This is a genomic window from Paraburkholderia gardini, assembly GCF_907164545.1.
Lineage (GTDB): Bacteria > Pseudomonadota > Gammaproteobacteria > Burkholderiales > Burkholderiaceae > Paraburkholderia > Paraburkholderia gardini.
The window spans coordinates 44,989-69,094 of sequence record NZ_CAJQZB010000035.1; the positions used below are offsets into that span (position 1 = coordinate 44,989).

At 63.4% G+C, this 24,106-nt stretch carries 23 protein-coding genes and 1 tRNA gene; 9 read left to right on the forward strand and 15 right to left on the reverse strand.

What is annotated here, in order from left to right; all coding sequences use genetic code 11:
• Nucleotides 1-152: 152 nt before the first annotated feature.
• A complete protein-coding gene (locus LPA37_RS21625) occupies nucleotides 153-1,691 on the forward strand; it encodes an MFS transporter (RefSeq protein ID WP_229013684.1) in 1,539 nt (512 codons plus the stop codon).
• Nucleotides 1,692-1,789: 98 nt separating this feature from the next.
• On the opposite strand, the gene LPA37_RS21630 is transcribed toward LPA37_RS21625, so the two are convergent.
• A complete protein-coding gene (locus LPA37_RS21630) occupies nucleotides 1,790-2,383 on the reverse strand; it encodes a nitroreductase family protein (protein WP_228980398.1) in 594 nt (197 codons plus the stop codon).
• A 247-nt stretch (nucleotides 2,384-2,630) separates the two neighbouring features.
• Nucleotides 2,631-3,914, reverse strand: a complete 1,284-nt coding sequence (locus LPA37_RS21635; RefSeq protein ID WP_228980397.1) for an MFS transporter — start codon at nucleotides 3,912-3,914, stop codon at nucleotides 2,631-2,633.
• A gap of 159 nt (nucleotides 3,915-4,073) precedes the next feature.
• Between LPA37_RS21635 and LPA37_RS21640 the strand changes: the two genes are divergently transcribed.
• Nucleotides 4,074-4,709: a TetR/AcrR family transcriptional regulator gene (locus tag LPA37_RS21640; RefSeq protein ID WP_229013685.1), complete on the forward strand. Its 636-nt coding sequence runs from the start codon at nucleotides 4,074-4,076 to the stop codon at nucleotides 4,707-4,709.
• Between the two features lie 122 nt (nucleotides 4,710-4,831).
• Nucleotides 4,832-5,398: a DUF1415 domain-containing protein gene (locus LPA37_RS21645; RefSeq protein ID WP_229013686.1), complete on the forward strand. Its 567-nt coding sequence runs from the start codon at nucleotides 4,832-4,834 to the stop codon at nucleotides 5,396-5,398.
• Between the two features lie 76 nt (nucleotides 5,399-5,474).
• Here LPA37_RS21645 and LPA37_RS21650 read toward each other — a convergent pair whose 3' ends face one another.
• Nucleotides 5,475-6,347, reverse strand: a complete 873-nt coding sequence (locus LPA37_RS21650; protein ID WP_229013687.1) for a class I SAM-dependent methyltransferase — start codon at nucleotides 6,345-6,347, stop codon at nucleotides 5,475-5,477.
• Between the two features lie 384 nt (nucleotides 6,348-6,731).
• Here LPA37_RS21650 and LPA37_RS21655 point away from each other — a divergent pair, with 384 nt between their 5' ends.
• On the forward strand, nucleotides 6,732-7,052 hold the full coding sequence (locus LPA37_RS21655) for a type II toxin-antitoxin system HicA family toxin (protein ID WP_228980390.1): 321 nt from the start codon (nucleotides 6,732-6,734) through the stop codon (nucleotides 7,050-7,052).
• Nucleotides 7,053-7,120: 68 nt separating this feature from the next.
• Here LPA37_RS21655 and LPA37_RS21660 read toward each other — a convergent pair whose 3' ends face one another.
• Entirely contained in the window at nucleotides 7,121-7,831 is a 711-nt protein-coding gene (locus LPA37_RS21660; RefSeq protein ID WP_229013688.1) for a FadR/GntR family transcriptional regulator, read from the reverse strand.
• 302 nt (nucleotides 7,832-8,133) lie between these two features.
• Between LPA37_RS21660 and LPA37_RS21665 the strand changes: the two genes are divergently transcribed.
• The 3 genes from LPA37_RS21665 (at nucleotide 8,134) to LPA37_RS21675 (ending at nucleotide 12,315) form a co-directional block, all read left to right on the forward strand.
• On the forward strand, nucleotides 8,134-9,270 hold the full coding sequence (locus LPA37_RS21665; RefSeq protein ID WP_229013689.1) for a mannitol dehydrogenase family protein: 1,137 nt from the start codon (nucleotides 8,134-8,136) through the stop codon (nucleotides 9,268-9,270).
• 52 nt (nucleotides 9,271-9,322) lie between these two features.
• Nucleotides 9,323-10,888 carry a UxaA family hydrolase gene (locus LPA37_RS21670; RefSeq protein WP_229013690.1) on the forward strand — a complete coding sequence of 522 codons (1,566 nt, stop codon included), beginning with the start codon at nucleotides 9,323-9,325 and terminating at the stop codon, nucleotides 10,886-10,888.
• Between the two features lie 146 nt (nucleotides 10,889-11,034).
• On the forward strand, nucleotides 11,035-12,315 hold the full coding sequence (locus LPA37_RS21675) for a BaiN/RdsA family NAD(P)/FAD-dependent oxidoreductase (RefSeq protein WP_228980382.1): 1,281 nt from the start codon (nucleotides 11,035-11,037) through the stop codon (nucleotides 12,313-12,315).
• 61 nt (nucleotides 12,316-12,376) lie between these two features.
• On the opposite strand, the gene LPA37_RS21680 is transcribed toward LPA37_RS21675, so the two are convergent.
• The 4 genes from LPA37_RS21680 to LPA37_RS21695 all read right to left on the reverse strand — a co-directional run bounded on the left by LPA37_RS21680 (nucleotide 12,377) and on the right by LPA37_RS21695 (nucleotide 16,744).
• On the reverse strand, nucleotides 12,377-13,501 hold the full coding sequence (locus tag LPA37_RS21680) for a methyltransferase (protein ID WP_228980380.1): 1,125 nt from the start codon (nucleotides 13,499-13,501) through the stop codon (nucleotides 12,377-12,379).
• A gap of 184 nt (nucleotides 13,502-13,685) precedes the next feature.
• Nucleotides 13,686-14,366, reverse strand: a complete 681-nt coding sequence (locus LPA37_RS21685; RefSeq protein WP_229013691.1) for an ankyrin repeat domain-containing protein — start codon at nucleotides 14,364-14,366, stop codon at nucleotides 13,686-13,688.
• A gap of 66 nt (nucleotides 14,367-14,432) precedes the next feature.
• Nucleotides 14,433-14,993 (reverse strand): c-type cytochrome, encoded by a 561-nt coding sequence (locus LPA37_RS21690; protein ID WP_229013694.1) that lies wholly within the window; start codon nucleotides 14,991-14,993, stop codon nucleotides 14,433-14,435.
• Nucleotides 14,994-15,064: 71 nt separating this feature from the next.
• Nucleotides 15,065-16,744: a pyrroloquinoline quinone-dependent dehydrogenase gene (locus LPA37_RS21695; RefSeq protein ID WP_228980503.1), complete on the reverse strand. Its 1,680-nt coding sequence runs from the start codon at nucleotides 16,742-16,744 to the stop codon at nucleotides 15,065-15,067.
• Between the two features lie 372 nt (nucleotides 16,745-17,116).
• On the opposite strand from LPA37_RS21695, the gene LPA37_RS21700 reads away from it, so the two are divergent.
• Nucleotides 17,117-17,440 carry a helix-turn-helix domain-containing protein gene (locus LPA37_RS21700; protein WP_228980376.1) on the forward strand — a complete coding sequence of 108 codons (324 nt, stop codon included), beginning with the start codon at nucleotides 17,117-17,119 and terminating at the stop codon, nucleotides 17,438-17,440.
• Between the two features lie 61 nt (nucleotides 17,441-17,501).
• Here LPA37_RS21700 and LPA37_RS21705 read toward each other — a convergent pair.
• The 7 genes from LPA37_RS21705 to LPA37_RS21735 all read right to left on the reverse strand — a co-directional run bounded on the left by LPA37_RS21705 (nucleotide 17,502) and on the right by LPA37_RS21735 (nucleotide 22,670).
• Nucleotides 17,502-17,577 (reverse strand) — tRNA-Thr (locus LPA37_RS21705).
• 19 nt (nucleotides 17,578-17,596) lie between these two features.
• Entirely contained in the window at nucleotides 17,597-18,124 is a 528-nt protein-coding gene (locus tag LPA37_RS21710; RefSeq protein WP_228980373.1) for a ClpXP protease specificity-enhancing factor, read from the reverse strand.
• An 86-nt stretch (nucleotides 18,125-18,210) separates the two neighbouring features.
• On the reverse strand, nucleotides 18,211-18,822 hold the full coding sequence (locus tag LPA37_RS21715; protein ID WP_090537322.1) for a glutathione S-transferase N-terminal domain-containing protein: 612 nt from the start codon (nucleotides 18,820-18,822) through the stop codon (nucleotides 18,211-18,213).
• Between the two features lie 92 nt (nucleotides 18,823-18,914).
• A complete protein-coding gene (locus LPA37_RS21720; RefSeq protein ID WP_228980372.1) occupies nucleotides 18,915-19,679 on the reverse strand; it encodes a cytochrome c1 in 765 nt (254 codons plus the stop codon).
• A 21-nt stretch (nucleotides 19,680-19,700) separates the two neighbouring features.
• Nucleotides 19,701-21,080: a cytochrome b gene (locus LPA37_RS21725; RefSeq protein WP_228980371.1), complete on the reverse strand. Its 1,380-nt coding sequence runs from the start codon at nucleotides 21,078-21,080 to the stop codon at nucleotides 19,701-19,703.
• A 2-nt stretch (nucleotides 21,081-21,082) separates the two neighbouring features.
• Complete coding sequence (petA, locus tag LPA37_RS21730; protein ID WP_228980501.1) at nucleotides 21,083-21,703, reverse strand: ubiquinol-cytochrome c reductase iron-sulfur subunit; 621 nt, start codon at nucleotides 21,701-21,703, stop codon at nucleotides 21,083-21,085.
• 217 nt (nucleotides 21,704-21,920) lie between these two features.
• Nucleotides 21,921-22,670 carry a Nif3-like dinuclear metal center hexameric protein gene (locus LPA37_RS21735; RefSeq protein ID WP_228980370.1) on the reverse strand — a complete coding sequence of 250 codons (750 nt, stop codon included), beginning with the start codon at nucleotides 22,668-22,670 and terminating at the stop codon, nucleotides 21,921-21,923.
• Between the two features lie 21 nt (nucleotides 22,671-22,691).
• Between LPA37_RS21735 and LPA37_RS21740 the strand changes: the two genes are divergently transcribed.
• Complete coding sequence (locus LPA37_RS21740; RefSeq protein ID WP_229013692.1) at nucleotides 22,692-23,915, forward strand: Do family serine endopeptidase; 1,224 nt, start codon at nucleotides 22,692-22,694, stop codon at nucleotides 23,913-23,915.
• Nucleotides 23,916-24,106: the final 191 nt, after the last annotated feature.

Below are 24,106 nucleotides of genomic sequence, written 5' to 3' on the forward strand. Positions count from 1 at the left end.
AAAGACGGAAATGGACGGGCTTTGTAACACGAAGCGCTCGCAGTATCAACCGGGGCCGCGCGACTTCGCACGGAATGGAATTTGCTGCCGCAGTGTCCCAGGTGAACCTGGTCAAGCAGGTTATGTCGTCAATTTTCGGGAGATCTTGAGGGATGACCGAGCCGTCCTCCGCCTCGACCCACGAGCGGCCCGCCTCGCCGGCCAGCCCGACGTCGCCCGGCGACGAATCCGGCGCGCCCGGAACCCACGCCGGGCGGCCACCGGTTATCGAAACCGATCTGCCGTCGCGGCTCGACCGGCTGCCGTGGGGCCGCTTCCACACGCTGATCGTCTTCGCGCTCGGCGTCACCTGGCTGCTGGACGGGCTCGAAGTGACACTGGCCGGCGCCGTGGCGAGCGCACTGAAATCCAGCCCGGCGCTGCATTTTTCCAACGCCGACGTCGGTCTGACCGGCAGCGCGTATATCGCCGGCGCCGTGCTCGGCGCGCTCGGGTTCGGCTGGCTCACCGACCGGCTCGGACGCCGGAAGCTCTTTTTCATCACGCTCGCTCTCTATCTGGCCGCCACCGCGGCAACCGCGCTTTCGTGGAATCTGGCGAGCTTCATTGTGTTCCGGTTTCTGACGGGCGCGGGCATTGGCGGCGAATACACCGCGATCAATTCGACGATTCAGGAGTTCACTCCAGCTCGCGTGCGCGGCTGGACCGATCTCGGCATCAACGGCACGTTCTGGATCGGCGCCGCGCTCGGCGCGACGGGCTCGCTGGTTTTGCTCGACAACAGCCTGCTGCCGGCCGACTGGGGCTGGCGCGCCTGCTTTTTCATCGGCGCCGCGCTCGCGCTCGTGATCCTGCCGATGCGCGCGTGGATTCCCGAGAGTCCGCGCTGGCTCATGACACACGGCGAGCACGACGAAGCGCGGACGATCGTCGAAGGCATTGAAACCCGCTTTCGCCGCGAAGGCCATACGCTCGCGCAGGACGGTCTTCAGACTTTGCGCCTCCGCTCGCGCGAACGCACGACGCTGCGCGAGGTGTTTCACACCCTCTTCGCATTGCACCGGCGGCGCGCGCTGGTGGGCATGTCGCTGATGACCGCGCAGGCGTTCTGCTACAACGCGATCTTCTTCACCTACGCGCTCGTGCTGACCGACTTCTACGGGGTGCCGGGCGATCGCATCGGCTGGTATCTGTTGCCGTTCGCGCTCGGCAACTTTCTTGGTCCGTTGCTGCTTGGCCGGCTCTTCGACGTGATCGGCCGCCGCAGGATGATTGCATCGACGTATGCCATTTCGGGCGTGCTGCTCGCGGTGAGCGGCTATCTCTTCGAGCAGCAGTTGCTCGATGTGACCACGCAGACAATCGCCTGGATGATGATCTTCTTCTTTGCATCGGCGGCGGCGAGTTCGGCATATCTGACCGTCAGCGAATCGTTTCCGCTCGAAATTCGCGCGCTCGCGATTGCCGTGTTCTATGCGTTCGGCACGGCTCTCGGCGGCATCGCCGGGCCCGCGTTTTTCGGGCGCCTGATCGATACGCACGAGCGCGCGCAGGTGTTCACGGGGTATCTCGTCGGTGCGGTGCTGATGATTGCCGCCGCGGTGATCGCGGCGATCTGGGGCGTCGACGCGGAAAGAAAATCGCTGGAAAGCGTCGCGTCGCCGCTTTCCGCGCTCGACGCGGACCATTAAGGCCAACGACTACAAGAACTCTTCCGAAAACGAAAAACGCGCGATCGAGGTCGCGCGTTTTTCAATGGCAAAGCTGGGAGTGAAGGCAAATACCAGTATCAGAACGCCTTCTTCCACGCGCCGCCATAGGCGATCTCGCCCAGCGGCTGACGCTGGCGCACCGACTTCTCGCGCTCGCGCAGCACCGGATCGAGTTTGTCGACATCGCCGTAATGGCCGAGCGAAATCATCGCGATGACTTCGACGTCGGCGGGAATCGCAAACGCGCTACGAAACGCGGGGACATCGAAGCCGCTCATCTGGTGCGCGGCGAGACCGAGCGCGTGCGCCTGCAGGACGAGCGCCATCGCTGCCGCGCCCGCATCGTACGGTGCGCAGCGGTTGATTTCGCCCTTGCTCGTCAACGTCTGTGTCGTGACCGCGATCAGCACCGGTGCCGGCCCGTTCCACCCCTGGTTGAACGGCACCAGCGTCGCGAAGGCGCGCTTGAACGCGACTTCGTCGGTGGTGCGGTCGAACACGACGAAACGCCACGGCTGCCCGTTATACGACGAAGGCGCCCAGCGCGCCGCTTCGAGCACCGAATGCAACTGCTCGCGGCTCACCGGTTCGCTCGAATACGCGCGCGGGCTCCAGCGGCCAGCAAGAAGTTCGTGGATGGGGACAGTCGTTGGAGCGGGTTTTGTCATCATGCGCTTCTCTCGATCGAAATCCAGTCGACGGGCGGACGCCCGGGGTCACATAGCATAACCGGCCTTTACGCCGCGCGCTGCTTGCGCCCGCGCATAAGCGCGATCATCGCATCCGGAAAAAAACCGGAGCGATACGATCATCGCTCCGGTTTCCTTTGTGCCATGTCCGCTGTCGCGCGGGCGAAGCGCTCAATCCACGCTCGCTGTGCCGCCGAAGGAACAAAACCCGCGCAACCGGCCGCCGGTATCACACCGCCTGCGCGGCGACCGGCCGCCCGCCGCGGTTGATCCGCAGCACGATCACAGCGGCAACGAGACACAATCCGCCCGAGATCATCGACGCCACCGTATAAGTGCCAAGGCTTGCGCGCAGCATGCCGGCGCCAAGCGCCGCGAACGCCGCGCCGAGCTGGTGACCGGCGACCACCCAGCCGAACACGACCGGCGCCGATTCCTTGCCGTAGACGTCGGTGGCAAGACGCACGGTCGGTGGCACGGTGGCAATCCAGTCGAGACCATAGAACACGGCAAAGAGCGGCAACCCGAAGAAGTCGATTCCGAACGCGTGCGGCAGGTAAATCAGCGACAGCCCGCGCAACCCGTAGTACCAGAACAGCAGCACGCGGCTGTTGAAACGATCCGACAGCCATCCGGACAACGTCGTGCCGAACAGATCGAAGATGCCCATGGCAGCCAGCAGCGACGCGCCCTGCACTTCGGTCATGCCGTAGTCGCCGCACATCGCGATCAGATGGGTGCCGACGTAGCCATTGGTACTCGCACCGCAGATAAAGAAGCTGAAGAAGAGCAGCCAGAAGTCGCGCGTTTTGCTTGCCATCGACAGTGTGCCGAAGGCGATCGCCAGCGGATTCTGCTTCGTGAGATTCGACGCGACAGGCGCGTCGGCCGGCTCGCCATAGGGGCGCAGCGCCATGTCGGCGGGTCGCTCCGGCAACAGGAACGCAACCAGCGGCAGGACGATCGCGGCGGCGCCCGCCACCACCAGCACAACCGGTTGCCAGCCGTGATGCTCCGCGATCGCCGCGAGCAGCGGCAGGAACACGAGCTGACCTGTAGCCGAACTCGCAGTCAGGATGCCCATCACGAGACCGCGATGCGTGGTGAACCAGCGCGTCACCACCGTCGCCGACAGCGACAACGCCGCCACCCCCGTCGAGCCGCCGACCATCACGCCCCAGATCAGCACCATCTGCCACGGATGCGTCATCAGCGACGAAAGCGCGACACCGCCCGCCATCGTCGCGAGCGCGATAAGGAGCGTGGGACGTACGCCGAACCGTTGCATCGCCGCTGCCGCAAACGGCCCCATCAAGCCGTACAGCGCGATGTTCACGGAGATCGCGAGGGAGACCGTCGCGCGGCTCCAGCCGAACTGATGCTCGAGCGGCACCATCATCACGCTCGGCGTGGCGCGCGTGCCCGCCGCGGCCAGCAGCACCAGAAACACCACCGCCACGGTCAGCCATCCATAGTGGAAGCGTCCGCCAATCAGTCTCGCAGCCCAGTTCATCGTCTCTCCAGCCGGCGCGCGGCGTCCGTTTTTTCGCCGCTCGCGCGAATTGTTACCGATACAGTAAAGGACTTGTGACAGATCAGTCACAATGTGTGTTGCGATGTTAGTGACTGGTCGGTAACATGTCAAGCGTCGGTAACCGGAGGTGGAACGTCCATGGCACAGAGCGAAACTGAAAAACGCACCGCGCATCGCCGCGCACGCACGCAGACGGCGGGTCCCGACGCGCAGGCGCATCTGCTGCGCGCGGCGGACGAGTTGTTCTATCGCGACGGCGTGCGGGCGGTGGGTGTCGATACGGTCGTGGAGCGCGCTGGCGTCAACAAGATGAGCCTGTACCGGCAGTTCTCGTCCAAGGACGATCTCGTGCTGGCCTACCTCGAACGCAAGGACGGGCAGTTTTTCAGCTACGTCGAGAAGAGCTTCGCGAAGTATCCGGGTGAGCCCGCAAGGCAGCTGCAACAGTACTTCGACGATCTGGCCGTGCGCGCTTCGGTGAAGGATTATCGGGGCTGTCCGTTCGTGAATATCGCCGTCGAGTTTCCCGACGTGACGCACCCCGCGCGCCAGTTCGTCATCGACAACAAGGCGCGGCTGATGGCGCGAATCCTTGCGCTTGCAACCGAAGCGGGCGCGGACGATCCCGAGGCGCTCGCCGACGCACTCGGCCTCCTGATCGAAGGCGTCTACGCAGCAAGCCAGACGTATGGTCCGGGCTGCGGGCCCGTGCGCGCCGCGCCGCGCGTCGCGGCACAGCTGATCGCGGCAGCCTGCGGGAGCGCGCCGGGCTGAAGGCACGGCGGCCGCCGCCGCTTGCGCGCCGAGCAACGGGAAAACGGTCCAGCGCTGCAACGCCTGTACGACCGTTGCCGGCAAGGCCGTTAAAATACGGCTTTCCACGTCGCCCTTCCGTCATGCCGCTGTCCGCCGAAACCCGCGAATCGATCCTTTCCGCCACCCGTCACTGGCTGACGCGCGCGGTCATCGGACTGAACCTGTGTCCGTTCGCGAAGAGCGTGCATGTGAAAGACCAGATCCGCTACGCGATCAGCGAAGCGACGAACATGGAAGGCGTGCTGGCCGATCTCGAAACCGAACTGCAGACGCTCGCCGACGCCGATCCGGCCGATATCGACACGACGCTCCTGATCATTCCGGACGCGCTGGCCGATTTCCTCGAGTACAACGACTGCCTGTTCTTCGCCGACCGGATGCTAAAGCAGATGCGTCTTGAAGGCGAATTGCAGATCGCGAGTTTTCATCCGCGGTATCAGTTCGACGGCACCGGGCCAGACGACATCGAGAACTACACCAACCGCGCGCCGTATCCGGTCCTGCATCTGTTGCGCGAAGCGAGTATCGAACGTGCGGTCGATGCGTTCCCCGACGCAGCCGATATCTACGAACGCAATCAGGAAACGATGCAGCGGCTTGGCCTGGATGGCTGGCGGAAATGGATGAGCGAGCCGGCTAAAGACTGACGCTGGACGTCACACAGGCGCGCATCACCTGAAGGCAGGCGTTCGACGCACCTGCCCGAAATAACCGCCGCGCGAATCACACGACTTCTGGCGCAAAGAACCGCTCACGCAGTTCGACGAGACCGAGCGTCTCCATCACCTCGTTGAGCCGTTCCGCCGGCCGGCGGCGCGGCAGATCCTTGTACTGGGCGATGATGAGTTCGTTCTTCATCGAATGCTCCCAGCCGACGAGTTCCGTCACGCTCACCTGATAGCCGTGCGCTTCGAGTTGCAGGCAGCGGAGCACGTTCGTGATCTGGCTGCCGAACTCGCGCGTATGCAGCGGATGGCGCCAGATTTCCGTCAGCGCGTGGCCGAGCGAGCGGCTCTTGTTGCTGCGCAGCACGCCCGCCACTTCCGCCTGGCAGCACGGCACCACGACGATGTACTTCGCCTTTTTCTCCAGCGCGAAGCGGATCGCGTCGTCGGTGGCGGTGTTACACGCGTGCAGCGCGGTGACGATGTCGATCGTCGCCGGCAGACGCTCCGACGTAATCGATTCCGCCACCGACAGATTCACGAACGACATCCCGCCGAAACCCAGCCGCGCCGCCAGTTCTTCCGACTTCGTGACGAGGTCCTCACGCGTCTCGATGCCGTAGATATGCGACGCGTCGTGCTGCTCCTTGAAAAACAGGTCATACAGGATAAAACCCAGATAGGACTTCCCCGCGCCGTGGTCGACGAGCGTGAGGCTGCCCTGCGTGTCCTTCAGGTCTTTCAGCAGCGGCTCGATGAACTGGAACAGGTGATAGACCTGCTTCAGCTTGCGCCGGCTGTCCTGATTCATCGTGCCGTCGCGCGTGAGGATGTGCAGCTCCTTCAGCAGCTCGATCGACTGATTCGGACGGATTTCGTAGGTTTTCGCCGCTTTCGGCGGCTTTGCGGGACTGGCGGATCGGGTGGACATCGAATTTGTGCAGCGCCAACCGCACCGGGAACGTGCGACAGATGACGGAACGATTGAAAAGATACTGCCAGTTTACCGAAAAGCGCGGAGAGGAACCGGGTGCGTCCGCGCGAAGAGCGAGAAAACCGCCGGAGACACATCCATGCACCTGGAACATTTCATGCTGAATGTCACGCGGCGCGCGCGGAAAGCGCCGGTCGCAAACGGACGGCAATTCCGCTTCGCCCTTACGGGGAGCGGCACACACCATCAACACAAGCAGCTGCTCTGAGAGGAGCAGCTAGCGTGTGGGAGGTCGGCACCGGAACATCGGGCCGAACGTTACGTAACCTGCAGCGCGCCGTGACCGGACAAGAAGCACGCTCAGACGAAAATGAGGCGGCAATGGACGCGATACCGAACGGAAACGCGGAGCAGAAGTTCCAGGAGATGCTGACGCGACTCCTCACCACGCCCGCGTGGACCGAAAAGCAGCAGATTGAACTCGAAATGGCGCGCGACATCTCGGTGGAGATGCTGCGGATTGCCGAGTTGATGCGTGATGGCGCCGTCGACATGGAAACCTGTCTCACGCTGCTCAAATACGCAAAGGTGCTCGACTTCGTCATGACGACGCTGGCTTCGCGGCGTGATATCAAGCCCCAGACGCTACGCGTGATCTTCAAGCTCGCCGGTCTGAAGGTCGATGAGGAGTACCCGGGTTGATCGAATCGGCCGATTCGATCCGCCCCTGAAGGCGATGCACGCTGCCGGCCGCCGGCAGCGGCCGGCTTTCAGGGTTTGACGCGTCTCATCAGACGCGCGTAGGACGCTTTCAGATGCCGCTGGACTGCCGCATGTGCCTGCACGGGGTCCCGTTCCTCGAGCGCTTCCAGAATGGCGCGATGCTCATCGAGCGCCGCCGCCCAGGTATCGTCCCCTTCGAAATGCACCCGCAGCTTCGACGACAACGGACTGTGCCGCTCGTCGAACAGGTCCGCGATTGTTTTCACCAGCACGTCGTTTCCCGACATCTGCGCAACGCACAGGTGGAACTGGCGGTCGGCGGCTATCGGAATCTGGCCGGCGGCGACTTCCGCTGCCATGCGTTCGTACAGGGTGCGCAGCGCCTTGAGCGCCTTCGGCTTCGCGAACGGCGCGACGCTCGCCGCGATCGCGCCTTCGATCAGCGAGCGGGCGTCCATGATTTCGCGCGGGCTTTCGCCGAGCGTGCCTGAATCGGGCGATGGCGCGCCGGCCGCGGCGGATGCCGGGCGCGAACTCACATACACGCCCGATCCCATGCGGATCTCCACGCGCCCTTCCAGTTCCAGCGCGACAAGCGCCTCGCGCACCGACGGCCGCGATACGCCCAGCATCTGCGCCAGTTCGCGCTCGGACGGCAGGCGTCCGTTCGGCGCGAAGCCTTGCTGGCCGATCAGTTCGCGCAGCTTGTCGGCGATCTGGAGATAGAGACGACGCGTTTCGACGGGTTTGACTGGCAAACGTGGCTCCGGGCGGCTGGACGGTTCGATGGCGGCGACGCCAGGCTGCGCGCCCGGCAAAGCGTGAATTGTAATCAGCGAGACCCACGGACGGTCCGACGTTTTGCCATCGAACGTGCATGTGGGCCAAACTGGCTTGACCAGATTAGCAATATACTTCTATGATCGGCAACTGGTCAGGCCGAAATAACACCATGTCGTGAAGCCGGCAAGGCGCCCCCCAACTTCAGAACGTCCCTCCCGCGATGAATCCTGTCTCATCTGTTTCGTCCTGCACGACCGTGTTTCCGGAGCGCTGACGGATGGCGAATTCCATTCTGCAATTCGGTACCAGCCGCTTCCTGCAGGCGCATATCGATCTCTTCGTGTCGCAGGCGCTTAAGGACGGTCACGCCGCGGCCGGCAACATCACCGTCGTGCAGACCACGTCCAGCGCCGAAAGCCGCGCGCGCATCGAAGCGTTGCGCGCCGACGCGCGTTATCCGGTGCGCGTTCGCGGCATGCGGCACGGCGACGTGATCGACACCACGATCGAATGCGACGCGATCACCGAAGCGCTCGACGCCCGCACCGACTGGCCGCTCGTCGTCGAGCGCTTCGCGCATGACGCGCGCGTCGTGATCTCGAACACGAGCGAGGCCGGCTTCGCGCGCTTTCCCGCCGACACCGCCGCTTTGCTGCGCGGTATCGCCACGCCGCCGCAAGGCTTCGCGGCGAAGCTCGTCGTGCTGCTGCACGCGCGTTTTCTCGCGGGCGCCGCGCCGCTGTCGATTTTTCCGTGCGAACTCATCACGCGTAACGGCGACACGTTGCGCGATCTGGTCGCGGGCATCGCGCGTGAATGGAACGCGGATGCGGCGCTCGTCGAGTACATCGAGCACGGCTGTATCTGGGTGAATTCGCTCGTCGACCGGATCGTGTCGGAGCCGATCCATCCGGTCGGCGCAATTGCTGAGCCGTATGCGCTGTGGGCCGTCGAGCGTCGCGCGGGCATGGTGCTGCCGTGCGGGCACGCGGCAATCGTCGTCACCGACGACCTGCCGCACTACGAGCGACTCAAGCTGATGCTGCTGAACCTCGGGCACACGTATCTGGCGGAGCGCTGGCTGTCCGGGCGCCGTCCCGCCGATGAAAACACGCGCCACGCGATGCAGGACACGAGGCTGCGCGCCGACCTCGAAGCACTCTGGTGCGACGAAGTGCTGCCCGTCTTCGATGCGCTCGGCGAAGCGGACACCGCGCGCGCCTATCTCACCGACGTGCGCGAGCGTTTCGGGAATCCGTTTCTCGACCACCGGCTCTCAGATATCGCGCGCAATCACGAGGAAAAGAAACGTCGCCGCCTGCGCCCGGTCATCGAGCTCGCGCGCGAACTGCGCATCACGCCCGACCAGCCACGCCTGAAGGCCGCGCTCGGCGAGACGACGCGTCGGGCCTGAGCGAATCCTGAGCGAACCGTCACCCGCATAGACGAAAGAACAGAGGTTTTCCATGTCGAGCCCAACACTTGCAACGCCCAACACCGTCGCCGCGCACGCCGTGATCCGTCTGCATCCGAACGACGACGTCGTGATCGCGACGCGTCAGCTCATGTCCGGCACGCGGATCGACGCGGAAGATCTCGTCGTGTCCGGGCTGATTCCGCCGGGCCACAAGATCGCGACGCGCGCGATCGCGAAAGGCGAACCGGTCAAACGCTACAACCAGATCATCGGCGTCGCGCGGGAGAACATCGCGCGCGGTCAGCACGTACATGTGCAGAACCTCGGCATGGCGGACTTCTCGCGCGATCACGCGTTCGGCGTCGACCGGCATCCCACGGAATACGCGAGTGAACCAGCGCACTTCATGGGCATTCGCCGCGACGACGGACGCGTCGCGACGCGCAACTACATCGGCGTCTTGACGAGCGTGAACTGCTCGGCGACGGTCGCGCGCGCGATCGCAGATCATTTCAGGCGCGATGTGCATCCGGAGGAACTCGCGGATTTTCCGAACGTCGACGGCGTGATCGCGCTCACGCACGGGCTCGGTTGCGGTATCGACATGCAAGGCGAAGGCATCCGGATCCTGCGCCGCACGCTCGCGGGTTACGCGATGCATCCGAACTTCGCGTCGGTGCTGTTCGTCGGCCTCGGCTGCGAGACGAACCAGATTGGCGGCGTGCTCGAAGCCGGCGGATTGAGCGACGATAAACCGCGTCTGCGCAGCTTCACGATTCAGGATAGCGGCGGCACACGCAAGACAATCGAGCGCGGCATCGCGATGGTGCGCGAAATGCTGGCCGACGCGAACCGCGCGACGCGCGAGCGGCTGCCGGCATCGCATATCGTCGTCGGTTTGCAGTGCGGCGGCTCGGATGGCTATTCCGGCATCTCGGCGAACCCGGCGCTCGGCGCGGCCGTCGACCGCCTGGTGCGAAACGGCGGCACGGCGATCCTGTCGGAGACGCCTGAAGTTTACGGCGCGGAACATCTGCTCACGCGGCGCGCGGTGAGCCGCGAAGTCGGCGAGAAACTGCTCGCACGCATCGCCTGGTGGCAGGACTACTGCGAGCGTAACGGCGCGGCGCTCGATAACAATCCGTCGGCCGGCAACAAGGTCGGCGGCCTCACGACGATCCTCGAAAAATCGCTTGGCGCCGTGGCGAAAGGCGGCACAACAAATCTCGTCGAAGTGTACGAATACGCGCAGCCGGTCACCGCGAAAGGTTTCGTGTTCATGGATTCGCCGGGCTATGACCCGATGTCGGCGACCGGCCAGGTGGCGTCGGGTGCAAACCTGATCTGCTTCACGACCGGACGCGGTTCCGCGTATGGCTGCGCGCCGTCGCCGTCGCTAAAGCTCGCGACGAACACGCCGCTGTGGGAACGCCAGGAAGACGACATGGACATCAACTGCGGCGGTGTGATCGACGGCACGGCGAGCATCGATGAACTCGGCGAAGCCGTGTTTCGCATGATGCTCGACTGCGCGTCCGGCAGGCCGTCGAAGAGCGAACTGCACGGCTATGGACAAAGCGAGTTCGTGCCGTGGCAGGTCGGTGTCGTGACCTGAAACGGCGCGGCGCTGCTGGGTACTTTTGAACTGTGTGGTGAGGTCGACTCGCTGCTTCAGCGTGCGCGTTTGCTCCCGTTCGCCGTGGGTGTGAAAATGGCGCACCTCGCGTCTTTGCACGCTTCCCTCTTCTTCGCGCCTGCCGCATGCCCCTTTCGCACGATTCAGTTTCTGTTGCCGTCATCGGCGGCGGCCCGGCCGGGTTGATGGCCGCCGAGGCGCTCGCGCGGCGCGGCGTGTGCGTCGACGTCCATGACGCGATGCCTTCCGTCGGCCGCAAGTTCCTGATGGCCGGCAAAGGCGGCATGAACATCACGCACTCGGAGCCGCTCACGCCGTTTCTCGGCCGCTATGGCGCGCGCCGCGAGCAGATCGCGCCGCTCCTCGACGCGTTCGGCCCCGACGCGTTACGTGCGTGGCTGACGGAGCTGGGCGTCCCGACGTTCGTCGGCAGCTCGGGGCGCGTGTTCCCGACCGACATGAAGGCCGCGCCGATGCTGCGCGCGTGGCTGCATCGGCTGAAAGAAGCCGGTGTGCGGTTCCACATGCGCCACAAGTGGATCGGCTGGGACAGCGACGCAGGAACAGCCGATGCGCCGAAGCACGTGCTGCGCTTCGCCACGAGCGGCGACGACGGCGAGCATCTTGTCACGGCCGATGCAGTCGTGTTCGCGCTGGGCGGCGGTAGCTGGCCGCGGCTCGGCTCGGATGCTTCATGGGTCCCGCTGATGCAGGCGCGCGGCGTGCCGATCGCGCCGCTGCTCCCGTCGAACTGCGGCTTCGACGCCGACTGGAGCGCGTATTTCCGTGAACATTTCGCCGGCCAGCCGGTGAAACCCGTCGCCATTTCCGTCATCGATATAGACAAAAAAGTCCATTATCGAAAAGGTGAGTTCATTTCGACGGAAACGGGCATCGAGGGCAGTCTGGTGTATGCGCTTTCGTCGGTGATCCGGGATCGTCTGCTGGGGGACGGCGAGGTCGTCATTCACCTCGATCTCGCGCCGGCGCACTCCGCTGAGCGCGTTGTGGACGAAGTCACGCGCCCGCGCGGGTCGCGCTCGATGTCGACGCATCTGCACGGGCGGCTCGGGATTTCGGGCGTCAAGGCGGGTTTGCTGCGCGAGTGTCTGTCGAAGGAGGCGTTCGCCGATACGCAGAAGCTGGCGCACGCGATCAAGGCGCTGCCGCTGCGTTTGACGCGCGCGCGGCCCATCGAGGAAGCGATCAGCAGCGCGGGCGGCGTGCCGTTCGAGGCGCTCGATGCGCGCCTGATGCTGCAACAGATTCCGGGCGCGTTCTGCGCCGGCGAGATGCTCGACTGGGAAGCGCCGACGGGCGGCTATCTGCTCACAGCCTGCTTCGCGAGCGGCCTGGTTGCGGGCCAAGGCGCAGCCGGGTACGTCGGGGCGCCGGAAGCGGTGTGAGGTTCGGGGTTAGGACCGGCGTTCGGGTTGGGGATAACAACCGGCGTCACTACGCTGAATCTCAGCGCGCCTGCAGACGCCACAACGACGTCACCTCTTTCACGCGCGCCGCGTGCAGCGGATCGTTCGCATCGGTCGACTTCGGATGACGCGGCTTGATGTCCTCACGTCCGACGAGCTTCAACCCAGCCTGATCGATCGCCGCGAGCAGGCTTTCGCGCGAGCGCAAGCCAAGATGCTCGGCGAAGTCGGACAGGATCAGCCAGCCTTCGCCGTCTGGCGAGAGATGCGCCGCGAGGCCGTTCAGGAAGCCAAGCAGCATGCGGCTGTCCGGATCGAACACGGCATATTCGACCGGCGATGCGGGCCGCGCCGGCACCCACGGCGGATTGCAGATCACGAGCGGCGCGCGGCCTTCGGGAAACAGATCGGCCTGTACCACCTTGACCTGAGCGTCGTAACCCATCCGCGCGAGGTTTTCGGTGGCGCACACGAGCGCGCGCGGATCCTGATCGGTCGCGACGATCTTCTTCACGCCGCGTTTTGCCAGCAGCGCGGCCAGCACACCGGTACCGGTGCCGATGTCGAATGCCTTTTCAAGCGTTGGCAACGGCGTACGCGCAACGAGATCCACATACTCGCCGCGCACCGGCGAGAACACGCCGTAATGCGGATGGATGCGATCCGCGAGCACGGGAATCTCGACACCCTTCTTGCGCCATTCATGCGCGCCGATCAGGCCGAGCAGTTCACGCAGCGATACCACCGAAGGCTCGCCGGTCGCCGCACCGTACGTCTCGGTGCACGCCTCGCGCACTTCCGGCGCGCGCCGCAGCGGGATCGTGTAATCGCCGTCCAGCGGAATCAGCACCATGCCGAGAACGCGCGCGCGTTGCGACTGCGTCTGACGATGGAAATTGAACGCTTCTTTCAGCGAAGTCGCCGTCTTGCGCGGATTGCGTTCGACCCGCCGCGTCATCGCCTGCAACAGCTGACGCGCGTTCTGGAAGTCGCCGCGATAGAGCAGCGCCGTGCCTTCGCACGCAAGACGATAAGCGGCATCGGCGGTAAGACGATCATCGGCGATGGTCACACGCTTTGGCGGCGGCACGGCCGTCTCTGAACGCCAGAGGACGGCGCGCGGGCCGTCGTCTTCGGGAAGGGTGATCGTGGCGGAAGTGGTCATGAGTACGCGAGGAAGAAACGGGGCGGCCGCGATACGGTCTGCGCCGGCAGCGGCACGGCCGCTCACAGCTTTGGCGCGATAGTACCGCTCACCTGGACGCACGTCTTCCTGTATTTCCGCGTGTGACGGATTTTGCATGGCGCGTCGCACGTGTATTTCCGCTGACGCGCACGAGCGCGCCTCATCACCCCCCAGGGGCGCGCGCGGGCAGCAGCGTCGCCGCATGCGTCGAATGCGTCTGCATCGCGATATCCTGCGCAGTCAGTCCGCGATTGTCGCGCAGCGCCGGATTGGCGCCACGGGCGAGCAACAGCTGGATGGTGTCCGCGCGATCGTAGCCCGCCGCCCACATCAATGCCGTGAGATCGTTCTTGTAGAGACGGTTGACGTCGACCCCCGCATCGAGCAGCAGCTGCACCACCGCCGTTGCGCCCTGACCGGCGGCATACTCCATCGCGGTTTTGCCGATGCGGTCGGTGGCCGCCGTGTCCGCCTTGTGGTCCAGCAGCAGCTTCACGATTGCGTCGGAGCCGCCATACGCAGCGGCCATCAGCGGCGTAATGCCGGAGACATCGGCCTGGTTCGCGTTCGCGCCGTGATCGATCAACGTGCGCGCCATATTGAGCGAGCCTTTCTTGCAGGCCGTGATCAACGCAGTATCGCCGATCCGGTTGCGCGAACCCGTCGACGCCCCGGCGGCAAGCGCAGCGTTCACGCCGGCTTCGTCGCCGCTTCGCGCTGCGTTCAGCAATTGCTGGTTGATCCCCACGTCGTCATCGGCGACGCTCTGCGCAGGCGCGCCGCCGAGCGCGATCGCCATCACCGCGGCACCCACCGCCGTCCACGCACGCTGCGTTCTTTTCATCGTCGTGTCTCCCCTCGAAGCGCTGTATCGATTGTGTGGCGACCGTCATTTTCATCCGCACGCGCGTTACTGCAGGTTCGCGATGTACGCTGCCAGATTCATGATGTCGTCGTCCGTCAGGCCTTTCGTGACGCTCGTCATGTTGCCGGCATCGTTCGTGCGCCGACGTTCGCGGAAGTCCTGCAACTGTTTGACGATGTACGCATACTGCTGCCCGGCGACACGCGGAATCTCGTTCTGCCCGGTGAAACCGCCCAGATGGCACATCGTGCACAGCACCTCGGCCGTCTTGCGACGCCCCGCTTCGACACGCACCGGATCAGCCTTGTAGGGCACCGCCGCCGGCTTCTGCGCGGCAAAATAGTCGGCGAGGTCCTGCATGTCCTCGCGCGACAGGTTCGCCGCCATCGGCGACATGCGCGGGTCCGAGCGGCGTCCCTCCTTGAAGTCGCGCAGTTCGAGATAGATATAGCGCGCGCTTTGCCCCGCGAGAATCGGGTAATCCGGGCTCGTCGAATTGCCCATCGGCCCGTGACACGCCGCGCAAACCTGCGCCTTCGCCTGGCCGGCTTCGGCGTCGGCATGCGCGACACCGGGCAGTGCGCTTCCGAGGCCGGCGCACACCATCAACGCGGCGGCCCACGCGCGCCAGGGAAGGCGGCGTGGGCGGATCACTGCGATAGCGATCACCATGCGCGTCACTGCAACGCGAACACGATGACGGAATTACCCCGCTTGAAGTCGAGTTGCGTATTGCCGCCCGCGGCGACGGCGACGTACTGCTTGCCGTGTACGGTGTACGAGACCGCCGGTGCGTTCACACCTGCGCCGCACTGGAATTCCCAGAGCTTCTTGCCCGTTGCCGCGTCGAACGCGCGGAAGAGTCCGTTGCCTTCGCCGTTGAACACGAGATTGCCGGCTGTCGCGAGCACGCCGCCGATCAGCGGCTGATCGGTCTTGAAGTCCCACGCGATCTTGCCCGTATCGACGTTCACCGCGGACAGCTTGCCCCACTGCGCTTCGGTCGGAATCGTCTTGAAGGCGCCGCCGAGCCACAGCTTGCTGCCGCCCGGATACGCGACGTCTTCGACCTGATACGTCATCGGTTGATGCAGGTTCGCGGCGTACGCGAGCCGCGTCTTCGGGCTGAATGCCATCGGCGACCATTCGACGCCGCCGTTCGCGCCCGGCAACATCCGCGCACCGGTCGACGTCGGCAGCGTCCACATGTCTTCCTGCGGAATCATCGCCTTCGAGAAACGGATCAGCTTGCCGGTGCGGCGATCGTTCACGTAGATGTGGCCGGTTTTGCCGCCGTGAAGGATGCCCGGCACCATGTGGCCGTTCTTGTCACGGACGTCGACGAGGATCGGCGGGCTCACGGCGTCCATGTCCCAGACGTCATGCGCGATGTACTGAAAGTGCCATTTGTATTCGCCGGTATCGAGATTCACCGCGACGAGCGAATCGGTGTACAGGTTGTCTCCCGGACGGATCGCGCCGTACAGGTCAGGCGACGGGTTGCCGACCACGAAATACACCGTACGCGACGCCCGGTCGACCGCCGGCGTCATCCACACGCCGCCGCCGAGCGTCTTGTAGAAGTCGCCGCCCTTGTCGGCCAGCTGCTTCTGTTCCGCGGCGATGTCGCGCTTCATGTTGCGGCCGGTCGCGTCGTCGGTGGCCCAGACGCCTTCCTGGCCTTTGTCGGGAATCGTGTAGAAGGTCCAGATCAGCTTGCCGGTGGCGGCATCGAACGCTTTCACGAAACCACGAATGCCGTACTCGCCGCCGTTCGTGCCAATCAGCACCTTGTCTTCGACGACGGTCGGCGCCATCGTTTCCGAGTAGCCCTCTTCGGGATCGGCAATCTGCGTTTCCCACAGCAGGTTGCCGGTCTTCGCATCGAGCGCGACGAGCTTCGAATCGAGCGTGCCCATGAAGAGACGATCACCCGAGATCGCGACGCCGCGGTTATTCGGCCCGCAGCAGAACGTCGTGACCGGACCCATCTTGTGCTTGTAATGCCAGTACTCCTTGCCGGTCACGGCATCGACGGCATACACGTGGTTGAACGAAGTCGTCACGAACATGATGCCGTTCGAGACGATCGGCGCGGTTTCCATCGATTCGTTCACGGCGGTCTGGAAAATGAAAACGGGCTTCAGCTTCGAGACGTTCGTCGTGTTGATCTGCGTGCCGGGGTAATAGCGCGTCTGCGCGTACGAACCGTTTGAATGAATCCAGTCGCCCGCGTGCGTGTTGGCCGCGTCGAGCTGCTGCTGGCTGACGGGTCGAAGAACGTCCGGCATGGGCGTGCTGGTGGTCGTCGCGCTGTTCTGGACTTCGTCGGCGGCGAATGTTGCGGCGGGTGCCATTGCGCCGATCGTCAGCGCAAGTGAGACGCAAAGCGACCTTGTATGGCGGGATGGATGCATGGATGTCTCCTCGACTCGTCTACTGGGTTATTTGCATGCAAATACAACACTGCGCCTTTTGGCGGAGGTGTCGGGTGCCGGATGGCACAACCCTTTCGGTCGCGAAAACGTCCGAAAAACTGGATTGCTTCTTTAGGGGGCTGGTGTGCGGAGACGGGGGAGCCGATGAGCGCTCTCTTATCGAAAACCGGCTTACCAAGCGTAGGTGATGATGCCCCGCTTTTCTACCCGGTTATACGAGTGGGGGACTGCGATGGTCGCGGACGCGGGACGAAGTGCGAAAACGTGAGGGAAAGCTCACGTGGGCGGGGGATGCCCGCGCGGAGGTCGTTGGTGAGTGCTTCTGCTGTTGCACGTGAGCTTGTCTCCGCCCGGGTGCGGGCTGGACTGACTCAGGAGCAATTGGCTGAAAAGATGCAGACGACGCAATCAATCATCGCACGTATGGAGAGCGGGCACACCTTGCCGTCCATGCGCACACTGTCCCGTTATGCCGAGGCAATGGGAAGCCGTGCCGTGGTGCGTCTTGACGGCCGCATGAAACGCGGAGTCCGCCGGACGGCGCCAGGCCGAACGGCGACGCGGTCGCCGCAAGCCAGGGGCCGCCTGACAAAGCACTTCGATTCCCATCGTTGATCGCGGTCAGCCAGAAAACAAGAAGCCCAGTCGAACGACTGGGCTTCTTGTCTGAAACGATTGGTGCCCCCTGTCTGATTCGAACAGACCACCTCATGATTACAAGTCAAGTGCTCTACCAAATGAGCTAAGGGGGCATCGGACGGCGATTTTACTTCATTTCACGACCTTGAGGTGACCTCTGCCGCCACCTTTTGAGCCATCGTCGTCGGGTTTCGGTGCATCGCCGGCGTCGTCGGGCTTTTGCGCCGTCGAGGTATTGCGCGAACCGGCCGGAACGGCCGCTGGCGTACTGCCGCCGATCGTCACAGGTGCATCGACGGCCGCGCCTGCGTCATCTTCTTCGCTGGAATCCGCCGCTTCGCCACCCGGGGAATCGACCGGGAACGCCATGCCCTGCCCGTTCTCGCGCGCATAGATCGCAAGCACGTTCGCGATCGGCACTTCGATCCGGTGCGACTTCCCCGAAAACCGCGCGTTGAACTCGACAAGCTCATTGCCCATCTGCAACTGGCTCGTTGCCTCGAAGCTGATGTTCAGCACGATTTCGTTGTCGCGCACGAACTGGCGCGGAACGCGTGTCTGGTTGTCGACCCGTACCGCGATGTGCGGCGTGTAACCGTTATCCGTGCACCACTCGTACAGCGCGCGCAGCAGGTAAGGCTTCGTGGAAATCTCTTGCATCAACATTCCCCGTACCGGACGAAAGACGTCGCGTAATCAGTCGCAATCAGCACGACGGCGCGACGCTTTCACCCCCAGAACCAGACTCAACGACGCATCACCTTTTCCGAAGGTGTCAGCGCTTCGATATAGGCCGGACGGCTGAAAATGCGTTCGGCGTACTTCATCAGCGGTGCGGCGTTCTTCGACAGTTCGATGCCGTAGTGATCCAGACGCCACAACAGCGGCGCGATCGCCACGTCGAGCATCGAGAACTCTTCGCCGAGCATGTACTTGTTCTTGAGGAAGATCGGTGCGAGTTGCGTCAGACGGTCACGAATCGCGATACGCGCCTTTTCGTGATTTTTCTCGGCAGCCTTGCCCTTTTCGTTTTCCAGCGTGCCGACGTGCACGAACAGTTCCTTCTCGAAGTTGAGCAGGAACAGACGCGCGCGTGCACGTTGCACCGGATCAGCCGGCATCAGTTGCGGGTGCGGGAAGCGCTCGTCGATATACTCGTTGATGATGTTCGATTCGTACAGAATCAGGTCCCGTTCGACGAGGATCGGCACCTGACCATACGGATTCATCACCGCGATGTCTTCTGGCTTGTTGAACAGGTCAACGTCGCGAATCTCGAAGTCCATGCCCTTTTCGAACAACACCAGCCGGCAGCGCTGGGAGAAGGGACAAGTCGTGCCAGAGTACAGAACCATCATTTTTACATTTCCTCAAAAAGCTGAAGGGCCAGCGCGGAAAAAACCGCCTCGCGGTTTTTCCTTGCGCCGGCCCCACGCCGGTCACGGCGTGATTATTTGATATCTTTCCAGTACGCGGCGTTCAATCGCCAGGCGAAAAAGCTCAGGATGCCGAGGAACATCAGCACCCATACGCCCAGCCGTTTGCGCGTCTGCTGCGTGGGTTCGGACATCCACGACAGGTACGACACGAGGTCGGCAACAGCAGAATCATAATCTACTGCCGACATCGTCCCCGGCGTGACCTGCTGGTAGCCGACAAACTTGCGGATCTTTTCGCCCGTGTTTTCGTCGGTGTCGTCCTCGAACTTCGCGGTCCGCTGGCCCTGAAGCTGCCACAACACGTGCGGCATGCTCACGTTGTCATACACCATATTGTTCCAGCCTGTCGGCCGTGTGTCATCGCGGTAGAAACTGCGCAGATACGTATACAACCAGTCCTTGCTGCGCGCCCGCGCTTCCACCGACAGATCCGGCGGTTGCGCCCCGAACCACGCTTTCGCGTCTTCAGGCCGCATCGCCACCGACATCGTGTTACCGACCTTGTCGGTCGTGAACAACAGGTTCTTCTCGATTTCCTTCTGCGAAATGCCCAGATCCTCCAGGCGGCTGTATCGCATCAGGTTCGCGCTATGGCAGTTCAGGCAATAGTTTACAAACAATTGCGCGCCATGCTGCAGGGAGGCGAAATTGTCCGCGTTATCGGGCGCGCGGTCGAGCGGGAAATTCTCGTCCGCGTGCGCCGGACTCACCATCAGCGCGAAGGCCATTGTCGAAGCGGCGCCGATCAGCGCAAGCGTCGAAAGCAGTTTTTTCATTGTGGGTTCTCCTGGCGCGCGTTAGTGAGGCTTGAACCGGACCCGTTCGGGCGGTTGTTTGAACCGTCCGAGCCGTGTCCAGAACGGCATGCCGAGGAAGAACGCAAAGTAGATCAGTGCGCAGATCTGCGCGATCAGCGTCGAGGCAGGCGATGGCGGCTTCGTCCCGAGGAAGCCCAACGTCAGAAACGCCAGCACGAAGATCCCGTAGAACACCTTGTGGAAGAACGGCCGGTAGCGGATCGATTTCACCGGCGACTGGTCGAGCCACGGCAGGAAGAACAGCGACACCACCGCCGTTCCCATCACCACGACGCCCCAGAACTTCGACTCGGTGAACGCCATCGCCAGAACCACCAGTACGGCGAGCACCGGCAGACCGAACTTCCACTTGCCGCGCGCGCGCACCAGCGCGAGCAGGCCCAGCAACGCGATCACGACCATCAGGACGATCTTGAACGGATCGGTCGTGGCGCGCAGCATCGCGTAGAACGCAGTGAAGTACCAGACCGGAGCGATTTCCGGCGGCGTCTGCAGCGGGTTCGCCGGGACGAAGTTATTCGCCTCGAGGAAGTAGCCACCCATTTCCGGCGCGAAAAAGATGATCGCGGCGAAGATTAACAGAAACACGGACACGCCCAGAAAATCGTGGACCGAGTAATACGGATGGAACGGGATGCCGTCGAGCGGTTTGCCGTCCGCGTCCTTCTTCGCCTTGATCTCGATGCCGTCCGGGTTGTTCGAGCCCACTTCATGCAGTGCCACGAGGTGAGCGACCACCAGTCCGAGCAGCACGAGCGGAATCGCGATCACGTGAAACGCGAAGAAGCGGTTCAGCGTGACGTCGGACACCACGTAATCGCCGCGAATCCACAGCGACAGATCCGGCCCGATAAACGGAATCGCCGAGAACAGGTTCACGATCACCTGCGCGCCCCAGAACGACATCTGGCCCCACGGCAGCAGGTAGCCGAAAAACGCTTCGGCCATCAGGCACAGGAAGATCGCGCAGCCGAAGATCCACACGAGTTCACGCGGCTTGCGGTACGAACCGTAGAGCAGCCCGCGAAACATATGCAGATACACGACGACGAAGAACAGCGACGCGCCTGTGGAATGCATGTAGCGGATCAGCCAGCCCCACGGCACCTCGCGCATGATGTACTCGACCGACGAGAACGCGAGCGTCGCGTCGGGCTTGTAGTTCATCGTGAGAAAAATGCCGGTGACGATCTGGTTCACCAGCACCAGCAGCGCAAGCGAGCCGAAGAAGTACCAGAAGTTGAAGTTCTTCGGTGCGTAGTACTCGGAGACGTGCTGTTTCCACGTCGAGGTCAGCGGAAAGCGGCGGTCGATCCAGCCGACCAGCCCGGTCGTCTCTACTTCTTTTTCGATCGCCATTTTTACGCTTCTCCTTTCTCGTCCTTGCCGATCACGAGCGAATTCGCCGACGTGAACATGTAGGGCGGAATGTCGAGATTCTGCGGAGCCGGTTTGTTCTTGAAGACGCGGCCGGCCATGTCATAGGTCGAGCCGTGGCACGGGCACAGGAAGCCGCCTGGCCAGTCGTCCGGAAGATTGGGCTGCGCGCCCTCCTGGAAGCGTGGCGTCGGCGTGCAGCCCAGATGGGTGCACACGGCGACGGCGACCAATATGTTCTTGCGGTCGGCGCGGGAGCGGAATTCGTTCTTGCAGTAGTCCGGCTCCGGCATCGAGAAGGGTTTCTTGCTGTCCGGGTCAGCGACTTCCTGATCGGCTTTCTTGACGTCGGCGAGCATCCTGTCGGTGCGGTTGATGATCCACACCGGCTTGCCCCGCCATGCCACGGTCATCATGTCGCCGGGCTTCAGGTTGCTGATATCGACTTCGACCGGGGCGCCTGCTGCCTTGGCCTTTTCAGATGGTGCAAACGAACTAACAAAGGGCACTACAGTGGCAACTCCTCCTACGCCACCTGCTACGGTCGTCGCAATCAGCCAGGTACGACGGCTGCCGTCGACGCGTTCATCTTCCTTGTCTCGCATCACACGCCCCACTTCTGAGTTGGATTTTTCCGTCAAGCCAGTTCTACCGCCGCTAGTTTGCTCGAATGGAGTCGGCATTTACAAGGGCCGAATACCAAAAAGCGTGCGAAGTCTTTGATAAATCAGGGTATCCCCGCACAAATCGCAAACATTTTTATGCGGTTTCTTAAGCGTTCCCTCCGTTACCCAGCCTTTTTGTTCACTAATCAGCGGAAAATCAGACTGGATTATGGACATCGATAAAGAGATGCTCGAGATCGAAGGTCTCGGACAGATGCGCACCGATCGCCTGGACGCCGAAGCGCTCGGTCGCGTGATGGCCCGCGGCGAGGAACGCGACGCCGCTTTCGGCCGCCGTGTGGGTGGTCGGTTCGGAGATTTCGCCGGTGAGGAAGACATCGGCGCCGGCGGCGATCGCCGCGTCGAAATAGCTTTGCGCGGCGCCCGTGCACCAGGCGACGCGGCGCAGTTCACGGTCCGGGTCGCCGAGGACGAGCGGCGTGCGGCCAAGCGTCTGCTCGACCTGCGCGGTGAAGTGGGCGAGCGTGATGGGCATCGGCAGCGTGCTCAGCCAGCCGAGGTTGGTGTCGCCGAAACGGGTTTCATCGGGGATCCAGCCCATTTTCACGCCCAGTTGCGCGTTATTGCCGAATTCCGGGTGGTCGTCGAGCGGCAGATGGTAGGCGAACAGGTTCAGGTCGTTCTGGATCAGCAGCTTGATGCGGCCATGTTTGCGGCCGGTGATCTGCGGCGCCTCGTTGCGCCAGAAGTAACCGTGATGGACGAAGACCGCGTCCGCGCCCCACTCGATTGCCGCCTCCAGAAAGGCCGCCGAGGCGGTCACGCCGGTCGCGATCTTTTTTACGCGACGCCGGCCTTCGACCTGCAGGCCATTGGGGCAATAGTCCTTGAACCTCGCGGTTTGCAGAAGATTGTTCAAGTACAATTCCAGTTCGATCCGATCCATATAAACCTCTAATATCTTCAGATGCTTAGACGCTTTTGGCTGTTCTTCGCCCAGGCGGTGACGGTACTGCTGGCGCTGATGTTCATCATTGCGACACTCAAGCCGCAATGGCTGCAGCGCCAGGGTCAGTTCGGCAAGCAACTCGCCGAACCGATCGTCGCCCTGCGCGAAGTGGCGCCAGGCATCGGCGGGGGTAGCGGCGCCGCGCAGGCTTCGTACGCCGACGCGGCGCACAAGGCCATGCCGGCGGTCGTCAACGTGTTCTCCAGCAAGGACGGCTCGCTTCCGCCCGACCCGCGCGCGAAAGATCCGCTCTTCCGCTACTTCTTCGGCGACAGGAACAACAACCGCAGGCAGCAGGAACAACCGGCGGCCAATCTCGGCTCGGGCGTCATCGTGAGTCCGGAAGGTTACATTCTAACGAACCAGCACGTCGTGGACGGCGCGGATCAGATCGAAATCGCGCTCGCCGACGGCCGCACCACGAACGCGAAGGTCATTGGCGTCGATCCGGAGACGGATCTGGCCGTGCTCAAGGTCAACATGACCAATCTGCCGACGATCACGCTCGGCCGCATGGACCAGACGCGCGTCGGCGACGTGGTGCTCGCGATCGGCAACCCGTTCGGCGTCGGCCAGACGGTAACGATGGGCATCATCAGCGCGCTCGGGCGCAATCACCTCGGCATCAACACGTTCGAAAACTTCATCCAGACCGACGCGGCGATCAATCCGGGTAACTCGGGTGGCGCGCTGGTGGATGTGAACGGCAATCTGCTGGGCATCAATACCGCCATTTACTCGCGCTCGGGCGGCTCGCTCGGCATCGGGTTCGCGATTCCGGTTTCGACGGCGCGCAGCGTGCTGGAAAGCATCATCACGACGGGCTCGGTGACGCGCGGATGGATCGGCGTCGAGCCGCAGGACGTCACGCCGGAAATCGCCGAGTCGTTCGGGCTCCAGCAGGATTCGGGCGCGATCGTCGCGGGTGTGCTGCAGGGCGGACCCGCCGACAAGGCCGGCATCAAACCGGGCGACATTCTGGTGAGCGTGAACGGTGAGAACATCACGGACACGACGCGCCTCCTGAACGTGATCGCGCAGATCAAGCCGGGCACGAACGCGAAGGTTCATGTCGTGCGCAAGAATAAGGAACTGGATGTCGACGTGATGATCGGCAAACGCCCGCCGCCGCCGAAGCAGCCCGCGGACGACAGCGACGATCAGGGCGACGATGGCGGTTGAGCGACGACCGCCTGTGGCCGGGCCGGCCCGCATGGGCAGGCAGCGCGCGGGGCCCCACGCCTGAACGGACTTTCCCGGCCAGCAGGACCCGGCAAGGCGTGTGGACGAATCGGCATAGGGGACGGCCATGAGGCCGTACCCCTGCCACACCACCCGGCATGCGGGTCCGCACCGGGCGGTTCGGGAAGTTG